This is a genomic window from Paenibacillus sp. FSL K6-1217, from assembly GCF_045040735.1.
GTDB lineage: Bacteria > Bacillota > Bacilli > Paenibacillales > Paenibacillaceae > Paenibacillus_AQ.
Window position 1 is genome coordinate 49,301 of sequence record NZ_CP150271.1, and the last position, 17,489, is coordinate 66,789.

The following is a 17,489-nucleotide window of genomic DNA, read 5'->3' on the forward strand; positions in this document are numbered from 1 at the left end:
AAGATACAATGGTTCCTTTTATAGCGTTTATCATATCCTTTTTGCTGTTTCGGGTGGTTGGTCTGCTGGGCTTGACTTATTGGGATGACTGGCAGACATCTCTTCAATGGGCCATATCCATTATGCTACTATTGGGTGCTTCTGCCCACTGGGGACGGCGGCGCTCCGATTTGGTAAGAATGGTGCCGCCTGCTTTTCCGCAGAAAGAATGGATCGTGACGGTTACCGGGATTCTGGAAATGTCCGGAGCTATAGGTATCCTGCTACCCGCTTTCTCAGCAATTGCTTCTGTATGCCTGATCTTGCTTCTTATTGCCATGCTCCCCGCCAATATTTTTGCAGCACGCAGTAACATGACTATCGGGGGCAAGCCTGTGCCGAAATTACCAATCCGTATAGGGATTCAGCTCGTTTTTATCACTGCAGTGCTGCTCGCATCCCCGTTACTCTACCTGCCTTAATCGTGGATAGGACTCCAGTTCTTCTTTTACAAATTGCATTAAAAGCTTCTTGGATGAGGATTGATACTCAACGTTGCGTGATTGTAGCAGACCTATCGGAATGGCGGCGTCCTTCTGCTCAACATGAAGTCTCACAACATTCGGCGGTAACGGCGTGGATTCGAGGACGGCTCCTACAACAGCGATCTGCTGGACGAAGCCCGCAATGGCAGAGATTTGACTTACGGTATGCAGAAAGGGAGTTTCGGTGTACCGGGAGAACTGCTTCGATAATTGGGAATGATATAGACAGGTAGCTCCCCCCGCCATGATTGGATAACCAAGCAATTCCTCGAAAGCAATCTCCTCTCTTGCGGCCAAAGGGTGGTTGTTCCCTGCGATAAAAGTTATCCGTTCCTGATACAGGGGTTCGAAGTGATATGAAGCTGGATCAGCAGGCTCCCCACAGATGGCAAAATCCAATTGATTCTGAAGCAGTGCATGCGAGAGCGAAGCGGTGTTACCGATCACAAAATGGCAGGATACATTAGGCTTATGCTCCATGAATCGCAGAAGCGACCTTGGCAGTACCTCTTTCGTTAACGTTTCCAGCCCGCCGATACTAAGCGTACCGATCTCTTCTTTTTGCAGAGCCTTGGCCTGATCCGCAACATAGGTCCAATGTCGAATCAGACTATCGATCTCAGCAGCAAATATTCGCCCCGAAGCTGTAAGCTCAGAGTCCCAGCCCCGTTTGAACAGCTTGATGCCCAGTTCCTTGACCAACAGCTGCCTATCATTAGCCGCGAAATTAAGAATGCTCTTAGGGAGCATTTTAACGTGCCGCAAGATGATTTCTTTCAAGTCTTCCATGCCCATAAAGCAAGCGAGTTTTATTACAGTCCGAACTATTTAAACATAGAGCGAACGGATGGGCTGCTCTATATTCAGATTACGCTCAAATCCGGGAGAAGCAAGGAGCAGAAAATGAGCTTTTACAGCAAGCTGGCCGAAACGTTGTCGAGCACACTGGGCATCAGGAAAGAGGACGTTTTCGTCGTGCTGGTCGATACAGAATTCGAGGATTGGACGTTTGGCAATGGCATCGCTCAGATGATTGAATGATTGTTCATTGAAGGAAGAGAGGTACTTGGAATGAAGCATCGGAAAATTGCATCGAATGCCCTTGAAGCTTTTGGAGACATTGCTCCTTCGTTCGCGCGTTATTCGGAGGATGTGCTCTTTGGGGAGGTATGGAGAAGGGCAGAATTGTCGCTTCGGGAACGCAGTCTCCTGACGATATCGGCCCTGGTTGCCGGAGGGCTTACTGAGCAGCTACCCTTTCATATCCGTCTGGCCCTGGAGAACGGTCTATCCGAAGAAGAATTGATCGAGGCGATGACTCACCTCGCTTTTTATACAGGCTGGCCGCGTGCCGCATCGGCGATACTAGTTGCCAAGGAAATTTTCGAGGAAATATAACCACACTTGCGCATGTGAGCGAAAAGCTCCGTGCGCTTTTTTGGTTTAGACAATTTTTTTGATAAGAGGTTAGAAAATCGCAATTATTTCATTTTTTCAAGAGCTATACCCCATTTAGGTCCTGATGAATCGGTTTTTGTCGAGAATTGTTAAGAGTTTGTTTAGAGCTGTCTGCTAGAATGGGCGCATATATGAAAATTTCTAAGGGGGCAGATGCCACACTCCAGCAGAATTTGCAATATAGCGCACAGGATGAATGAACAAGGGGGAGCGATACATTGTTTAAGGGTAAGGGATTGAAAAAATATTTCTCGTTGTTACTCGTGATCAGCTTGGTATGGACCGGAGTCTTTCCGGTATATGCGGGTTCAACAGACAACGGTGAGGCAAGCTGGGAGAATCTCGGTTCGCTGCCAGGCGGCAAAAAAGTAAACGGAGTTGCTATAGGCTCCGAAATATTAGTTGCAGTGGGTGAAGAAGGTAGCATTGTTACGGCAAGCGGCCCTACGTCATGGGCAGTTCGTAATTCTGGGGTAGAAGAGGATTTGAACGGCGTTGTTTATACGGGGACAGGCGGCAAATATGTTGCGGTTGGTGACAACGGGATAGTCCTGACGTCAACAAATGGCGTGTCCTGGATACCCTCCGATGGATCCGTCGGTTTTAACTGGAATGGAGTCAGTTATGGCGATGATAAATTAGTTATTGTTGGAGATTCAGGATTTATCATGGAGAAAAATGACACTGGAACTGACTGGAATATAGTATACTCAGACACTACTGCGAATCTGAACGCTGTGGCTTACGGCAACGGTACGTTTGTAGCAGTGGGTGATAACGGTACAGTGGTAATGTCCAAAGATGGATCTGATTGGACTAAGGTAACACGCAAAACAAGCGAGAATTTAAAGGGCATCAGCTTCGGCGGTGGCATGTTCATGGCTGTTGGGGCGTCAGGAACCATTATTATCTCTCCGGATAGTAAGAGAGGCGTTGAGCAGACCCTGGATTCTAAAGTGAATCTGAATGGAGTAGCTTTCGGTAACAGCGTCTTCATGGCCGCAGGAGATGGCGGGAAAGTGTTTTCCACCACCGATATGGGGCAGACCTGGAAGCCTGAGACTACAAACGCGACTGCTAAGCTTAACAGCATCGTATTTTTTCAAGCTATTAATCAATTTATTGCAGCAGGTGATTCCGGTGTGATCATTAGGTCTTATACCGTTCCCAACATTACGCGGGTGCTCAGTCTGACTCCGGGAAATGATGATACCGATGTAGCAGTAGATGCGAATCTGGAGCTGATGTTCAATCAGCCGGTGACGGCAGCCACTGGGGAAGACTTTAATATTAAAATTTTCAAGGCTGCGGATCTGTCCACTCCTGTTGAGACCATCCCAGCGGATGACACCAGCAGAGTAACGGTAAATCCACTTGCCGATACGGTAACGATTAATCCGGGCAAGAATTTCGATCCAGGTATGAAATATGCTGTAACAATTGACGCGGATGCTTTCACTAACGGTGACAGCGGCAATGCAGCGATCGCAGCGGAGGAGTGGAGCTTCACGACTGTTGCTGGACCAGCAGATGAGACCGCTCCAACCGTTATCGATTATTCTCCTGTGCCAGGGGCGATAGGGGTTGATATTGAAACGAATCTGACGCTCACGTTCGATGAGCCTGTAACGAAGGATAGCGGAAACATTGAGATTTACAAAAGTACGGATGAAGTTAATCCGGTAGAAGTAATTCAGATTGATGATGTTACAGTTCTTGATAAGGTAGTAACAATTGATCCTTTTGCAAAACTAGAATATGACACAACCTACTATGTGAAAATAGGAAATACAGCATTCAAAGATGCAGCAGACAACTATTATGCCGGCATCGATGACAGCACAACCTGGCAGTTCACAACAGAAGAAGCGCCTGATACTGCGCCGCCGGTGGTGAGCAGTTATTCTCCTGAAAGTGGAACAAAGAATGTAGAGATCGGCACCAACCTGACTCTTACGTTCAATGAGGATGTACAGAAGGGTGAAGGGCAAATTAAGATATACAATAGTGTCAATAGTGTTAACCCGGCCGCGACAATTCCTGTCAGCTCCGATGATGTAACCATTGACGGCAATATAGTAACGATCAATCACCAGGGGAATCTGGTTTACAGTGCGACCTACTATGTGATGATTGATAATGGTACATTTACGGATATGGCAGGCAACAGCTATGCCGGTATCACGAACAATACCACCTGGCGGTTTACAACAACCAGCCGGCCGGATACGACAGCCCCAATCGTAAACACATACTCGCCTGAGAATGGGGCTACAGATGTAGCTATCGGAGCTAACCTGAAGCTTGCTTTTAGCGAGAATGTACAAGCAGGGGAAGGCAGTATTGTGATTTACAACAACTCGTCCGACAAAATAGCAGCTACGATCTCCGCCGGAGACGTAAGCATTCTGAACAATGTAGTAACCATTAATCCGGTGAACAATCTGGAGTATGGTACAAGCTACTATGTGAGAATTACAGGAGATGCCTTCGCAGATCTATCCGGCAACTTCTACTCCGGAATTGCGGACAGTACAACCTGGCACTTCACCACCCCGGCTGCGCCGGATACAACTGCACCTGTGTTGAACACGTACTCACCTGAGAATGGTGCAACAGGAGTAGCTATTGGAACTAACCTGGAGCTTACCTTCAGTGAGAATGTAAAGGCTGGAGAAGGCAATATCGTCATTTACAATAGTGCGAATCATACACCGGCAGTGACGATTCCAGCGGCTTCCGGGAATGTAACTATCCATAGCAATGTAGTGACAATTAACCCTACAGAAGATCTGAAGTATGGCGCGAGCTACTATGTCCAGATTGGAGCCGGGGCATTCACTGATCTCGCAGGCAACGGCTATGCCGGCAATGCTGAGAGCGCAGACTGGGAGTTCACAACCACAGATGCACCGGATCGGATCTCGCCAACGGTGATTACGTATTCGCCGGAGCCTTGGGCTACAGAAGTGGCAGCGAACGCGAATCTGGTCCTGACCTTCAGCGAAAATGTACGGGCGGCGGCGGGTACCATTGAGATTTTCCGCAGCACCGATGACATTCATCCGGTAGTGGCGATTCCTGCCAGTTCGGAAATGGTGACTATCCTTAATCATGTAGTAACCATTAATCCGGCTGACCATCTGGAGCTTGGGACAAGCTACTTTGTACGTATCTCTGAGGGCGCATTTACAGATCTCGCAGGCAACAGCTATGCCGGCATCTCAGGTATTAATGCCTGGCGGTTTGTAACAACCAGCGGGCCGGATACGGCAGCGCCTCTGGTGACAGCTTATTATCCGGCAGGCAATGCAACGCATGTACCTGTATCTGCTACACTCACACTGACTTTTAACGAGAATGTGTTAACTGGAAATGCCAATATCGAGCTTGTTAATGCAGAGAATGGTGAGGTCGTTAAGTCGATTAAAGCGGACGATAAGACGCTAGTCTCGATTACGGGCTCAACCGTCAGCATCAACACGAACGGCCTGCTTAAGCAGGGTGGCAGCTATTATGTGTTGATTCAGGCGGGGGCTTTTACAGACGAATCAGGTAACAGCTATGCAGGACTTGCGGATAGTAAGGTCTGGAGCTTCTCGACAGTTCCTGTTCCGGTCACGCCAACTGATCCTCCTACACCGGCACCGGGCGGCGGTTCAGGATCAGGCGGGGGAGCCCCGGCTCCGGTACCGACACCTTCTCCGCAGACAGAAAGCATTAATGCAAACGTTGAGAACGGCGCCGCTCAAGGCTCCATGGTATCCTCTGTGGTCATTACCCGCACTAAGGATGCAAACGGAGTGAAGAGTGACACGCTTACGTTCACATTGGAGCAAGCCATCCGGGCAGTTAATGAGCTTAAGGCCGCTGGGTCCAGTATTGCCAGAATCAACGTGCCTGATAAGAATGATGAGGTGGCTGGAACCAGATTGACCATTCCGGCAACTTCCAGCAAGCAATTTGCTGATAATCAGATTATGTTGGATCTTTTCACAGTGAATGCTGAGGTGAAGGTGCCGGGCAGCTCGATGGCCGGATTCGGTACAGATATTTATTTCAATCTGGTTCCACTGAAGACGTCACAACAGAGCGCAGAGGTTGAAGCCCTTGCAAAAGCACAGGTGCAGAGCGTATCCCCCGGTGCCACAGTTACACTTGTGAGCCGTCCGGTAACGATCGACACCAACCTGCAGAGCCGTCCGGTTACGCTGGTGCTTCCGCTTAACAACAGTTCGTTAACAGCGGAGCAACTGAAGGCACTGGCGGTCTTCATTGAACATAGTGACGGCACCAAAGAGCTGGTCAAGGGCGAAATCGTACCTTTCGGCCAGACCGGAAAGTCAGGAATTCAATTCAGTATCAGCAAATTCAGTACATTTACAGTTGTTCTTGCGCAAAATCCTGCGGCCCAACTGAAGGCGTATATGACGGGGTATGCTGATGGCACCTTCAAGCCGGGGAACAGCATCACACGGGCCGAGGCTGCCAGCATTATTGCCCGAACCTTCAGCCAGTCCGCAATTACTGCCGGCGTAGCTTACTCTGATGTCGCTGCCGGACACTGGGCAGCAGACGCCATCGGTCAAGTGACGCGAAGCGGCATCATGAAGGGGTATGGGGCCGGCAGCTTCAAGCCTAACCAGACGATTACAAGAGCCGAAATGGCGACCATTCTGTCCCGTCTGATTACAAGCGCTCAAGACCATGCGGCCGGCTTCAGCGATATTGCCGGACACTGGGCTCAGACAGCCATTGAGCGGATGTCCCAGGCAGGCATCATCACCGGCTACGAGGACGGCACGTTCCGTCCAGACCAGACGTTAACGCGTGCGGAAGCCGTAACCATCGTTAACCGTGCTCTTGGTATCGCTCCGCTGACCAACGCGGTCCAGAAATGGACGGATGTCCCGGCTAGCTATTGGGCATTCGGCAGTATCCAGGCAGCCTCTGTAGATCATTCTGCAGAATAGAATAAGTGTTGCACAAACAGCCCTTCCATCCGTCTTCTGACGGGGAAGGGCTGTTTGGTGTGCAGCTGAAGATATAGGCTGCCACGAGAGCGCGTGAGCCCAATGTAATCGAAAACCGACCACATTGGGCCGGCAGAAGGTGGCTCAGCGCTATCGGCGGTATCCCCCGCCCGCCAGGGGACGTTGTTCCTGATCATGCAGGCCGCTACTTACTCCCTACTTGCTCCCGGTCTCCCACCGTAGATTCCAATGGTAACGCTGGTCCAGCTCCTCGTGACCGCTGAAATACTCCACAAGCCGTTCCACGCTGAAGCTACCATCCGGCTGGCTGTGAAGCATAGCAATGGCGCACATTCCCTTATCGTTGTTGTGCTCGTCCAGCTTGACCTTGATCTCAGGTCCGCCCTGCTGGCTTATGGTTACAACGGCGTTAGCTTGCGACCAGTTTGCGACGCCCTCATAGATGAGGGCAAAGATAACAATCCGCTTGATCTCGGAGAGATAGCGGCTGTTAATCCGCAGATTCTCGCCCGTGGCAATCGAGCCGGTGCGGTCATCTCCGTCCAGGAGAATGTAAGGCGGCCGGTTCAGACTGCCGAAGGATTCGCCGAGCGCCTGGACCGCGCCTTTGAGGCCATTGCTCAGTTCAAACAGACAGCCCAGATCGAGATCTATTCCTTTTCTGCCGAACCAGCTGGAGGATTCGGTCTGAACCCAGTTGAGATTGATGATTATCTCGCCTGCAGCTCCCGGCCCGCTCTGAAGCCGGACCGTCTCCCCCCGGTTCTTCAGCAGCCGGTCTCCGGAATTTCCTGGAGAACCGGGCGGCGAAGCCGGAGGCAACAGGTCCGCCGGCCTCTGCTTAGGGCGTGGCCGCAGCTCCGGCAGAACAAAAGGAGACTTCCGGGGCGGAGCCTCGGGTCTCGCTGTCTGAACCAATGCCTGAGCCTCATCTGCCGGTATACCGTAGCTATGACAAAGGGCGGGCAGGCCGCCGGCATAACCAGAGCCGACTGCGCTGAACTTCCATTCGTTCCGATACCGGTACAGCTCCCCGGCAACTATGGCAGTTTCCACCGTATAACCGTTACCCAGCGGATAACGGAGCAGCTCCGTTCCGTCTGCAGCGCTCATGATCCGCAGATAAGCACCGTTCAAGGAAGAGAAGCTCTGCTGCCGCTTCACGGCTTCATGGATCGTCAACACAAACGCAATGCGCTCGTATTCCGCAGGAATCTGATCGATCCTGACTGCGATTTGTGCGTGGTCAGCCATGCCTGTGCTGATCTGTTGCTCAGGCGGCAATAGGGCTACAGACTGATCATCGGCAGCGGGATGCCCATAGAATATGAGATCCGCCGCAGAAGAGACCCGCTGTGCCTCTGTAAGCAGAACAGCAGAGCTATCAATCTCAATCCCGGCTCCCGCAGCCTGCCAGCCCAGGCCGATGATGAGCTGCGTGAGGCGGGGGTTGTCTTTGGTTATGCTGCATTTTTGCCCCTTGATTAGCTCAAGTGTCATGAGAACCAGCCTTTCCTATGAGTAATTCAAGCTTGAATAAGTGCGGTGTCAGGCTCAGAATCTGCCCCGGCTTCCGGCATCGAGGTTCGGACCGTTCAGATCACTCAGCCGCTCCAGGGTTTGCTCATAGATTCGCACGATATCCTGGATCTTCTGGAATTCGGGGTCCGAGGGCCCCAGATTGTCCATGAACATGCGCTGGAGAATTTCCTTATAGAAGGAGATGCGGCTTCCAACCAGACGGCATTCGTAGTCTATGACCTCTTCAATCGAATGCTGCTGAACGAATTCCATCAGATCATCGGCTAGATCGTCTGCAGGGTTAACACGTGACTCGCGCTCATTGCGCGCAGCAACCGGCGTGTTGACATTATCGAGATTGACGGTGGAGCGGATATCGGTGAACAGAATCCCTTCCTTGGCCAGCATGACCTGAAAAGGCTTGTGCTTGAACAGCTCCCCGGCAACCAGCGTACACATTGCCTGATTCCTCAGCAGAATTCCGTCAAACGGATGAAGCACCCACCCGTAGTCATCCCGGAACAGGTTGAATGTAAAGTACTCACCCCCATACTCATATCTCAGATTAATAGCGGTCTCAGAAGTAAGCTCGTATTGAAATGCATCCATTCTACTGCACGCCTCCTGTTTCTACTTTGGATTTCTATTAGCATAGCAGAAATTGGGGGATCTTGGAGAGAGGATTTTTGCCTAAAAGAAAGAACCCCTTGCAGCGCAAGAGGCTTTTCCATTCGGTGTCTATTATTATTCGTGGAGAGGGGGAAGCTGCAAGGTTGCGCGCAGTCCCCGGCCGGTGGCGCTCTCCAGAACAAGCTTGCCCTTATGGGCTTCGGCAATACGGGCGACCATCGGGAGACCGAGTCCATGGCCCTGGCGGACGGGCCGGGTCCGCCGCCCGGAATATGGCAGCAGGATTAGCTCCGGTAAGTACTCGGCCGGAACGCCCTGCCCGGTATCCGATACGGACAAGGCGAAGCAGGAGGCTTCCTGGCTGCGGAAGATACTGACAACAATTCCGCAGCCGTCCGGGTTATGCCGGATGCTGTTCTGTACCAGATTGCTTACTGCCCGGTACAGCAGCTTCTCGTCTCCCCGAACCTGCAGGCTCTCGTCCGTGAGACAGAGGTCAATCGTATACCGTTCCTCCAGGCCGTTGTTCATGATGTCGGAGACAACAGTTCGGGCCAGAGCGGATAAGCGGACAGGCTTAAGCTGCAAGGGCTGCATGTCATATTCCAGCATAGAGACGAGGTTCAAGTCGCTGACCAGCGACCTTAGCTGTTCCCCCTGACGGCGGATAATTGCAGCCTGCTGTCTTTGCTCTCCGCTCAGATTGGTTTGCTCCTCCAGATTGCTGGCGTAGCCCAGGATCATCGAGAGCGGGGTGCGGATGTCATGGGAGATTCCTGCGATCCAGTTGGAGCGGGCTTCATCCCGTGATTTCAGCAGCGTGCTCCTGTTCTGCAGGGTAGCGGAAGCCGAATTAATGCTCTCGGATAAATCGCTGAAGATCCCGGCAGTCTCCAGGTTGACCGGTTTGTCTTTGGCCAGGGCATGAATGCTGTTGATCAGGGGCCGGATACTGCGGATCAGCCGGGTGCCGATGAACAAGGAGAGGGCCACGGCCAGTACCACATTGCAGACCAGAAGGAGCAGCACCCTTAAGGGAAGGGAGCGCAGCCAATCCGTCAGGTATCCGAGCTGATATTTCTCATACGAATATTTGGGATAGCCTACGACAAGTAGTCCTTCCGGATGCTCCCAGATATACACAGGGTACTCCAGCAAGTAGTAGCGGGAGAATTTCGCCACCTCTATGAGGCTGTAAGCGCGCGGAATTTCCGGCGGCAGCTGCTCACTCCACTGCACCTTGCCTCCCGCATCCAGCAGCATGGCCCAGGCCCTGTTCTGCTGAAGCAGCGCGGCTCCTTTGGGATCCAGGGAATATTTCCCGGCAGACCCTTGCAGCTTTGAGGATATTTCCTGTACGACCTTCTCCGGCGAAGCCTCCTGATGGGTCTCCTTGAAGATTAGAGAGCCGATCAGAATCAGGTTGAACAGGAGCAGCAGCGAAGAGACCAGCAGGGTGGAGCCTACGAATTTGCGTAAAATCCGGACCGCACTGTCCATTACAGCGCCTCCTGCACAATGAGCTTATAACCCAGCCCTCTGACCGTCAGCAAATGCACTGGCTTCGAGGGGTCTGCTTCAATCTTCTCGCGGATTCGCCGGATATGTACCATTAAAGTGTTCTCATACCCGTAGCTGTCATCGCCCCATACCGCCTGGCAGAGGGCATCGCTGGTGACGATCCGGCCGTGGTTCTGGTGCAGCTTGATTAGAATGGCATGCTCCTTCGCCGTCAGCGGCAGCTCCTGGCCTTCTCTCCGTACCACAGCGCTGTCCAGATCGACCACTTGCTCACCTGACCTGAAGACAGGCAGCCGCTCCGGAACGGAGGGCGCATACACCCGCTTCAGTACAGCCGTCAGACGCAGCATTAACTCCCTCGGCAGAAAAGGCTTGACGATATAATCGTCGGCCCCCAGGCCCAGCCCCAGCAAGCGGTCCTCATCTTCGCCGCGCGCCGACAGGAAGAGGACCGGCATCCCGGAGAAGGTCCGTATGGCGGAGAGGAGCGAGAATCCGTCCCCGTCCGGCAGCATCACATCGAGAATGGCGATATCCGGCTTCTCCAGGCGGCACAGCGCGAGGGCACTGCTATAATCTCCAGCCGTATATATGCGGTAATACCCTTCTTTTCGCAAAAAAAGCTCCAGCATCTCACGTATTTTGGGCTCGTCCTCAACAATCATTATTTTGCGGTTCTTCATCGTATTCAATCGTCATCACCCATGAATTAGTATACACGATCAGGCGTTGAAGAATGGGAGGGGCCGGTGTATTTAAGGTAGGCGTAAGGTTAGCTTCAGCCTGTAGCAAGGGAAGGCCTCTATGCTTGGAAGCAAGAGCCAACTTGACAGAAATGGAGCTGAATACGAATCTATGAATACTCATCCAATCATTGAGACTAAGCAATTGACCAAAACCTATGGAGGAACGTCCCGGGTCGATCACGTAAATCTGAAGGTGCAGAAGGGAGAGATCTTCGGCTTCCTCGGTCCGAACGGTGCCGGTAAGACGACTACGCTCAAGATGCTGCTGGGCCTGGTGCAGCCCACTAAGGGGACGGTCAAGCTGTTCGGACAGGAGCTGCGGAACCACCGGCTGGAGATTCTGAACCGGACAGGCTCGCTGATTGAGTCGCCTTCCTATTACGGACATCTGACGGGCCTGGAGAATCTGAGAGTCATGCAGCGGCTGCGCAGTCTGCCCGCCAAGAATATCGATAAGGTGCTGCAGATCGTCCGGCTGGAGAATCACCGGCATAAGCCTGCCGGGCAGTATTCTCTCGGTATGAAGCAGCGTCTGGGTCTGGCCATGGCCTTACTGGCATTCCCGAGCCTGCTGATTCTGGACGAACCCACGAATGGGCTTGATCCGGCGGGGATCGGAGAGATAAGGGAGCTGATTAAGTCCTTGCCTGCCCAGTATGACATGACGATTGTGGTGTCCAGCCACCTGTTATCCGAGATCGAGCAGACCGCTACCTCAGTGGGCATCATCAGTGAAGGCCAGCTGCTGTTCCAGGGGACGATGGCTGCGCTTCAGACGCAGAACCAGGCCAAGATCCACTTCCAGATCAATGATCCCTCCGCGGCGGTCAAAGTGCTGGCTGCACAAGGATATAGGCCAATCATGCAGGAACGGCGGCTGGTGTTCGGCCCTATGCAAGACTCAGAGGTGTCGCGGATCAATGAAATTCTGGTGTCAGGGCAGATTGAAGTGAGCCGGATCGTAGAGTCGAGGAAGAGCCTTGAGGATATTTTCCTGGGTCTCACCGGAAAGGAGCGGAGCCTGTGATGAAAGCCTTGTTCCTGGAATATTATAAAATCCGGCGGAGAAAGGTGTGGGCGATGCTGACGCTCTTTCTGACCGCAGAGCTGGGCTGGGCGTCCATGTCCATGAGCATCTCTATCTCGCGGAGTGCGGACAATGCCACCTGGGAAGCGCTGATTTTCAGCCTCTCGTCCATGAACGGACTGTTCCTGCCGATACTGTCGGCCATTGTGGTGTCCAGAATTTGCGATATGGAGCATAAAGGCGACACCTGGAAAATGCTGATGACCACTTCTGTCGGACGCCGGACAGTGTATGCTGCCAAATTCGTCTGTGCGGGCAGCCTGATCTTGTACGGGATTCTGGCCCAGGCCGTATTTATTGCCGGCTTCGGCAGGTTCCATAAGCTCGCAGAACCGCTCCCGGCAGGCCTGCTGCTAGAGTTCGCTGCGGGTACGCTGATTGCCAGTCTGCTGGTCATCGCGATGCAGCAATGGATATCGCTGGCGGTGAAGAATCAGGCGTTTGCCCTCTGTCTTGGCATGCTGGGCGGGTTCCTGGGGACGACAGCCAGCTTGTTCCCTGCTGCTGTCCGGCAGGTGGTCGTCTGGTCCTATTATTTGGACCTCAGTCCGGTGACTTATGTGTATAAGGCTTCCTCTGGAACGTATATCACAGGGAACATGCCTGTTATTCCATGTATTATTGCCCTGCTGGTCACGCTGGGGTTGTATGTTGCCGGGAACACCCATATTTCCAGACAATCGGTCTAAGGAGGAGAGTTTATGCTTAGAAGTATTGCGGCCGAATGGCCCAAGCTGCGCCGCTCCCGGATGGGACTGGTACTGATCAGCCTGCCTGTAGTCAGCCTGCTGATCGGCTATGCCAACTTTGTGATGAACCGGGAGGCCTTGCAGGGAGAGTGGTACAGCCTATGGACTCAGGTAAGCTTATTTTACGGGGAGTTCTTCCTGCCGATTCTGATTGCCATCTGCTGCGCCTTTGTCTGCAGGCTGGAGCATGTGAACCGGAACTGGAATTTGCTCCTGGCTGCGCCTATATCCATAACCAGTCTCTTCATGGCTAAGCTGGCGATTGTCGGCGTGCTGATTGCGGGAGCGCAAGGCTTGTTTCTATTGTTATACTGGACCGCCGGACAGGCGTTGTCCTTCAGCGGACCCTTTCCGCGGGAAATGATTCTCTGGACCTTCCGCGGCTGGATAGCTTCGCTGAGCATTGCCGCCCTGCAGCTCGGGTTGTCCATCCGTATCCGCAGCTTTGCCACTCCGATTGGAATCAGCCTGTGTGCGGTTTTTGTCGGGCTGGGCCTATATGTATTGAAGCTGGGACTGCTGTTTCCTTATTCGCTGCTGACGCTTGGCATGGGCGTGCTCACTCAGCGGGGTCTGACGGCTATGGAGAATCTGCTATTTTTCTTAATGAATGGGGTGTATCTCGTAGTCTTGTCAATCTGGTCGATCCGCAGGCTCAAATATAAGGATATTGCCTGAGATCTGGCGGGCAGGCGAAAAAAAGACAAGTGGAGGACACCGTCCTCCGCTTGTCTTAGGTATCACCATATGGAGTGGTTAATGCGGGGAATTCACTCAAGCTGCGGCTTCCTATTTGCTCATATCGAAATCCGGCATGCCGATGGTAGAGAACCACTGGCGGATCTGCTCCTGATCCTTGGAGAAGGTGAGGCCGAGCTGAAGCAGGATTCTTGCCTTCTGCGGGAGCAAATCGCCTGCGCCGATGATTCCTTTGGCCCCGGTGTCATATACTGCCCCTGAGCCTGCACGCGTAGCGCTTACGAACAGGACGCCCTTCTCAATGGCCGCTGTGCGGGCGGCTTGCTGCGCGGTGGAGAGGCCTCCGGCACCGTGACCCGCAGTTACAATTCCCTTAACCCCTTCATCAGCCAAGGCAGTGATGGGAGTTGCGGAGGCTTCCGTGTAGCTGTATACTACGTCAACCTTAGCCAGATCCTCCGGCTGGATCGTACTGAGATCAAAAGGAGTCTTCCACTTCTCGGTTCCGGCATCCTTGACGCGGGCCGGCGCACGAACCGCGCGAATCCGGTTCTCGTCTACAGTCCCCAGAGCGCCGTATCGTCCCCCGTCAAAGGTATCCAGGCGCAGCGCATCGGTTTTGGTGACTTCTCTTGCAGCGAAAAATTCATCATTCATCATCAACACCGTTCCGTAATAGGCCGTTTTCTTACTTGCAGCCAGCCGGATTGCATTGAGCAGATTAGCTTCTCCGTCGAAGGAGATGGTATTGGATTGTCTCATCGATCCGGTGAAGACAACGGGCTTCGGACTGCGGACGGTGAGGTCGGTCCAGTAGGCCAGCTCCTCCATGATGTTAGTGCCGGTGGTAACAACTACGGCATCGACAGCAGGGTTGCTCAGCTCTTTATCAACAGCAATCGTAAGATTATATAAGTCCTTGGAGGTGGTTTGCGCCGAGCTGATGTTGCTTAGCTCCGTGCTGGTGACATTAGCTACTTTGGATAGCTCGGGCTGTAATCTTTGGATAATATCCTTTATAGGCACTTTGGGTGTGCCATAAGTTTGAAACAGCTCTCTGGAAGGAGAGGTGGAGGTAATCGTTCCGCCGACGCCTACCACTACAACATTAGGAATGATTTTCCCGGATACGCTGACCTCAGCGGCCTTCGTGAGGGAAGGGAAGGATAACAGGGTGAAGAGAACCAGCAGGGCAGTGAAGAGATTTAGACTTCTTTTGGGAATGAAATTCATAAGTGACCTCCTTTTATTTTAAATTCAATGTAATTATAGGTGACATAAATCATAAATGTCAAAATTATAAATTTACTTTTATGTAAAATAAATCTATAAAAATGCATTAATAACGTATAAATATTAAAAATATTTATTCTAATGTTATTTTATCTAACATCTAAATGTATTTCCTTCCGGTTGGATGTTAATGAAGCTATACGCAAAAAGAATAAACCTGCGGTCAGAAAGCCGCAGGCTGTAATAGATTGTATGATTGAACCCGGGTGGGTTACCTTGTCTCCAGATAGGCGATGCCTAGCGCTCCGGTAACGGGATTGCGGTAGGTCTCGCACTCCACATCGAAGACCTCGCGGATTAATTCCTTCGTCAGAATATCCTCAGGAACTCCGCTGGCGGCGACCCGGCCTTCCTTCATGACATACAGATAGTCGCAGTATTCAGCGGCCAGGGTGAGATCGTGGAGGGCGGCGAGAATGCCGATATCCAGCTTTCGGACAATATTCAGAATTTGCAGCTGATATTTGATATCCAGATGGTTGGTCGGTTCGTCCAGAATCATGAACTCCGGCTGCTGGGCCAGCACACGCGCCAGAATGACACGCTGCTTCTCGCCGCCGGATAAGGAATTATAGCTGCGGTCTGCATGTCTCTCCAGATTGACCTTACTTAGAGCAGAGGAGACGATATCCGAATCCTGTTGATTGTCAGTCTCCAGCATCCCCTTGTGGGGAGTTCGGCCCATCGCTACCATCTCCCGAACGGTGAAGTCGAAGCTCAACTCGTTGAACTGGCCGACCACGCCCAGCTTCCGGGCAACAAGCTTCGGGCTGGCTTTCATTACATTAAGCTCTGAGAGGAAGACATCCCCCTGACGCGGCTTAATGACTTTGTAAATGCTTTTGAGCAGCGTGGACTTTCCGCAGCCGTTCGGGCCGATCAGGCCGACGAATTGCTTATTTTGAACTCTCAGCGAGACCTCCTGGACAATCTTCGCCTCACCGAAGGAGACACTTAGCCGTTCAACATTCAGATTCATCAGCTTTTCCCTCCGAAGGCATAGCCTTTTCTTATCAGCATGTACATGAACATCGGTGCGCCAATTAAGGCGGTAATGATCCCGATCGGCAGCTCCACATTCGGAACGATGGTCCGTGCAATGACGTCCGTCCAGATCAGGAAGATCGCCCCGAACAGAATCGAAGCCGGCAGCAGCCTGCGGTGATCCGAGCCCACCAGTCCCCGCACCAGATGGGGGATAATCAGTCCAACGAAGCCGATCATGCCGCAGCTGGCGACCATGACTCCTGTAATCAGCGCCGTGAGGATCATATAGACTCTGCGGTAAGCGCCCAGATGAATGCCCAGCGTAACCGCCGCCTCATCTCCGAGCAGCATGGCATTCAGCACACGGAACTGCGAGAGGAACAGTATAACGGCAAGCAGGACGGCGATCGAGATCAGCGGAAGCTTGTCCCAGCTTGCGGCAGCCAGGCTGCCCATTGTCCAGAAGGTCACGGTCTTGATGCCTTCGGCGTTGTTTGCGAAATAGACAATGAAGTTGGCGAAGGCGGTACATAGCGCGTTAATGACCATTCCGGCCAGCACCAGCTTGACGGAGGTCATTTTGCCGCCTGCACTGGCGAGTGTGAGGACAAGCAGAGAAGCGCCAACTGCCCCTGCAAAAGCCCAGAAGGCGACTCCGGTCTGGCCGAGCAGCCCCATCGAGCCGAAGCCGACCAGGATGGCGAAGGTTGCGCCCAGCGAAGCGCCGGAGGAAATACCGAGTATGTATGGATCAGCCAGGGGGTTCTGTACCGCCGCCTGCATGATCGTTCCGCACAGCGTAAGTCCGGCACCGATGAACATCGCCATCAGCACACGCGGGAAGCGGATTTTCCAGATAATGTCCACGAATGAACCGTTCGTCAGCTCCTGCACATCTCCAATCTGGATGCCAGTGAGGTGATGCAGCAGAATCCGGTAGGATTGGGAGACAGGAATGTCCACCTGGCCGAAGGAGACCGCAGCCCCGGCGGACAGCAGGGTAAGAATGAACAGCACGCCTATAACCGCTGCGAATCCGTAACGGGTATGAATGAGCGATTGCTTAGGTTGTGAGGATACGGCTATATCGGTATGCATGGCAGTAATAAAGCTCCTTCATTGATAAAATTAAGAACACATAGCAGCATAAGTTTCTGGGCACCGGTTAAGTACACAAGGAACATAGATGTATGTGCTTGGGCCGAATGTAATCGAAAAACCGAACACAATTGGACTGGACGCGCCACGTAGGGCGTGCGTTCATCGCAGGTTGTGCCAGA

15 protein-coding genes are annotated in these 17,489 nt (G+C 52.5%); 7 read left to right on the forward strand and 8 right to left on the reverse strand.

Annotated elements, in window-relative coordinates; all coding sequences use genetic code 11:
• Positions 1-8: 8 nt before the first annotated feature.
• Entirely contained in the window at positions 9-461 is a 453-nt protein-coding gene (locus MHH28_RS00245) for a hypothetical protein (RefSeq protein WP_405110182.1), read from the forward strand.
• On the opposite strand, the gene MHH28_RS00250 is transcribed toward MHH28_RS00245, so the two are convergent.
• The gene (locus tag MHH28_RS00250; protein ID WP_405110185.1) at positions 444-1,304 is read right to left on the reverse strand and encodes a substrate-binding domain-containing protein; all 861 of its coding nucleotides are present in this window, start codon (positions 1,302-1,304) and stop codon (positions 444-446) included. The two genes, MHH28_RS00245 and MHH28_RS00250, sit on opposite strands and share 18 nt — an antisense overlap.
• On the opposite strand from MHH28_RS00250, the gene MHH28_RS00255 reads away from it, so the two are divergent.
• The 3 genes from MHH28_RS00255 to MHH28_RS00265 all read left to right on the forward strand — a co-directional run bounded on the left by MHH28_RS00255 (position 1,230) and on the right by MHH28_RS00265 (position 6,955).
• Positions 1,230-1,565, forward strand: coding sequence for a tautomerase family protein (locus tag MHH28_RS00255; protein WP_405116751.1), 336 nt, complete (start codon positions 1,230-1,232; stop codon positions 1,563-1,565). The two genes, MHH28_RS00250 and MHH28_RS00255, sit on opposite strands and share 75 nt — an antisense overlap.
• A 30-nt stretch (positions 1,566-1,595) precedes the next feature.
• Positions 1,596-1,922, forward strand: a complete 327-nt coding sequence (locus MHH28_RS00260) for a carboxymuconolactone decarboxylase family protein (RefSeq protein ID WP_405110188.1) — start codon at positions 1,596-1,598, stop codon at positions 1,920-1,922.
• Positions 1,923-2,200: 278 nt separating this feature from the next.
• Entirely contained in the window at positions 2,201-6,955 is a 4,755-nt protein-coding gene (locus MHH28_RS00265) for an Ig-like domain-containing protein (protein WP_405110191.1), read from the forward strand.
• 216 nt (positions 6,956-7,171) lie between these two features.
• On the opposite strand, the gene MHH28_RS00270 is transcribed toward MHH28_RS00265, so the two are convergent.
• From MHH28_RS00270 to MHH28_RS00285, 4 genes are all read right to left on the reverse strand, one after another.
• Positions 7,172-8,476, reverse strand: a complete 1,305-nt coding sequence (locus MHH28_RS00270; RefSeq protein ID WP_405110194.1) for a TerD family protein — start codon at positions 8,474-8,476, stop codon at positions 7,172-7,174.
• A 54-nt stretch (positions 8,477-8,530) separates the two neighbouring features.
• Positions 8,531-9,106, reverse strand: coding sequence for a hypothetical protein (locus tag MHH28_RS00275; RefSeq protein ID WP_405110197.1), 576 nt, complete (start codon positions 9,104-9,106; stop codon positions 8,531-8,533).
• A gap of 135 nt (positions 9,107-9,241) precedes the next feature.
• The gene (locus MHH28_RS00280) at positions 9,242-10,627 is read right to left on the reverse strand and encodes a sensor histidine kinase (RefSeq protein ID WP_405110200.1); all 1,386 of its coding nucleotides are present in this window, start codon (positions 10,625-10,627) and stop codon (positions 9,242-9,244) included.
• A complete protein-coding gene (locus MHH28_RS00285; RefSeq protein ID WP_405116754.1) occupies positions 10,627-11,331 on the reverse strand; it encodes a response regulator transcription factor in 705 nt (234 codons plus the stop codon). The genes MHH28_RS00280 and MHH28_RS00285 overlap by 1 nt, the downstream gene beginning before the upstream one ends.
• A gap of 172 nt (positions 11,332-11,503) precedes the next feature.
• Between MHH28_RS00285 and MHH28_RS00290 the strand changes: the two genes are divergently transcribed.
• From MHH28_RS00290 to MHH28_RS00300, 3 genes are read left to right on the forward strand one after another with little or no spacing between them, the layout of a single operon-like run.
• On the forward strand, positions 11,504-12,421 hold the full coding sequence (locus tag MHH28_RS00290; protein ID WP_405110202.1) for an ABC transporter ATP-binding protein: 918 nt from the start codon (positions 11,504-11,506) through the stop codon (positions 12,419-12,421).
• Positions 12,418-13,170, forward strand: coding sequence for an ABC transporter permease (locus tag MHH28_RS00295; protein ID WP_405110205.1), 753 nt, complete (start codon positions 12,418-12,420; stop codon positions 13,168-13,170). The genes MHH28_RS00290 and MHH28_RS00295 overlap by 4 nt, the downstream gene beginning before the upstream one ends.
• 12 nt (positions 13,171-13,182) lie before the next feature.
• Positions 13,183-13,908 carry an ABC transporter permease gene (locus tag MHH28_RS00300; RefSeq protein WP_405110208.1) on the forward strand — a complete coding sequence of 242 codons (726 nt, stop codon included), beginning with the start codon at positions 13,183-13,185 and terminating at the stop codon, positions 13,906-13,908.
• A 111-nt stretch (positions 13,909-14,019) separates the two neighbouring features.
• Here MHH28_RS00300 and MHH28_RS00305 read toward each other — a convergent pair whose 3' ends face one another.
• From MHH28_RS00305 to MHH28_RS00315, 3 genes are all read right to left on the reverse strand, one after another.
• A complete protein-coding gene (locus tag MHH28_RS00305; protein ID WP_405110211.1) occupies positions 14,020-15,162 on the reverse strand; it encodes an asparaginase in 1,143 nt (380 codons plus the stop codon).
• 271 nt (positions 15,163-15,433) lie between these two features.
• Complete coding sequence (locus MHH28_RS00310; RefSeq protein WP_405110214.1) at positions 15,434-16,201, reverse strand: ABC transporter ATP-binding protein; 768 nt, start codon at positions 16,199-16,201, stop codon at positions 15,434-15,436.
• Complete coding sequence (locus MHH28_RS00315) at positions 16,201-17,307, reverse strand: FecCD family ABC transporter permease (RefSeq protein WP_405110216.1); 1,107 nt, start codon at positions 17,305-17,307, stop codon at positions 16,201-16,203. The genes MHH28_RS00310 and MHH28_RS00315 overlap by 1 nt, the downstream gene beginning before the upstream one ends.
• Between the last annotated feature and the right edge of the window lie 182 nt (positions 17,308-17,489).

Bases quoted from the DNA above. Each gene is read 5' to 3' on its own strand.
- MHH28_RS00290 (WP_405110202.1), top strand. From the start codon at position 11,504: ATGAATACTCATCCAATCATTGAGACTAAGCAATTGACCAAAACCTAT.
- MHH28_RS00245 (WP_405110182.1), top strand. From the start codon at position 9: ATGGTTCCTTTTATAGCGTTTATCATATCCTTTTTGCTGTTTCGGGTG.
- MHH28_RS00300 (WP_405110208.1), top strand. From the start codon at position 13,183: ATGCTTAGAAGTATTGCGGCCGAATGGCCCAAGCTGCGCCGCTCCCGG.
- MHH28_RS00305 (WP_405110211.1), bottom strand. From the start codon at position 15,162: ATGAATTTCATTCCCAAAAGAAGTCTAAATCTCTTCACTGCCCTGCTG.
- MHH28_RS00260 (WP_405110188.1), top strand. From the start codon at position 1,596: ATGAAGCATCGGAAAATTGCATCGAATGCCCTTGAAGCTTTTGGAGAC.
- MHH28_RS00285 (WP_405116754.1), bottom strand. From the start codon at position 11,331: ATGAAGAACCGCAAAATAATGATTGTTGAGGACGAGCCCAAAATACGT.
- MHH28_RS00310 (WP_405110214.1), bottom strand. From the start codon at position 16,201: ATGAATCTGAATGTTGAACGGCTAAGTGTCTCCTTCGGTGAGGCGAAG.
- MHH28_RS00280 (WP_405110200.1), bottom strand. From the start codon at position 10,627: ATGGACAGTGCGGTCCGGATTTTACGCAAATTCGTAGGCTCCACCCTG.
- MHH28_RS00315 (WP_405110216.1), bottom strand. From the start codon at position 17,307: ATGCATACCGATATAGCCGTATCCTCACAACCTAAGCAATCGCTCATT.
- MHH28_RS00270 (WP_405110194.1), bottom strand. From the start codon at position 8,476: ATGACACTTGAGCTAATCAAGGGGCAAAAATGCAGCATAACCAAAGAC.
- MHH28_RS00275 (WP_405110197.1), bottom strand. From the start codon at position 9,106: ATGGATGCATTTCAATACGAGCTTACTTCTGAGACCGCTATTAATCTG.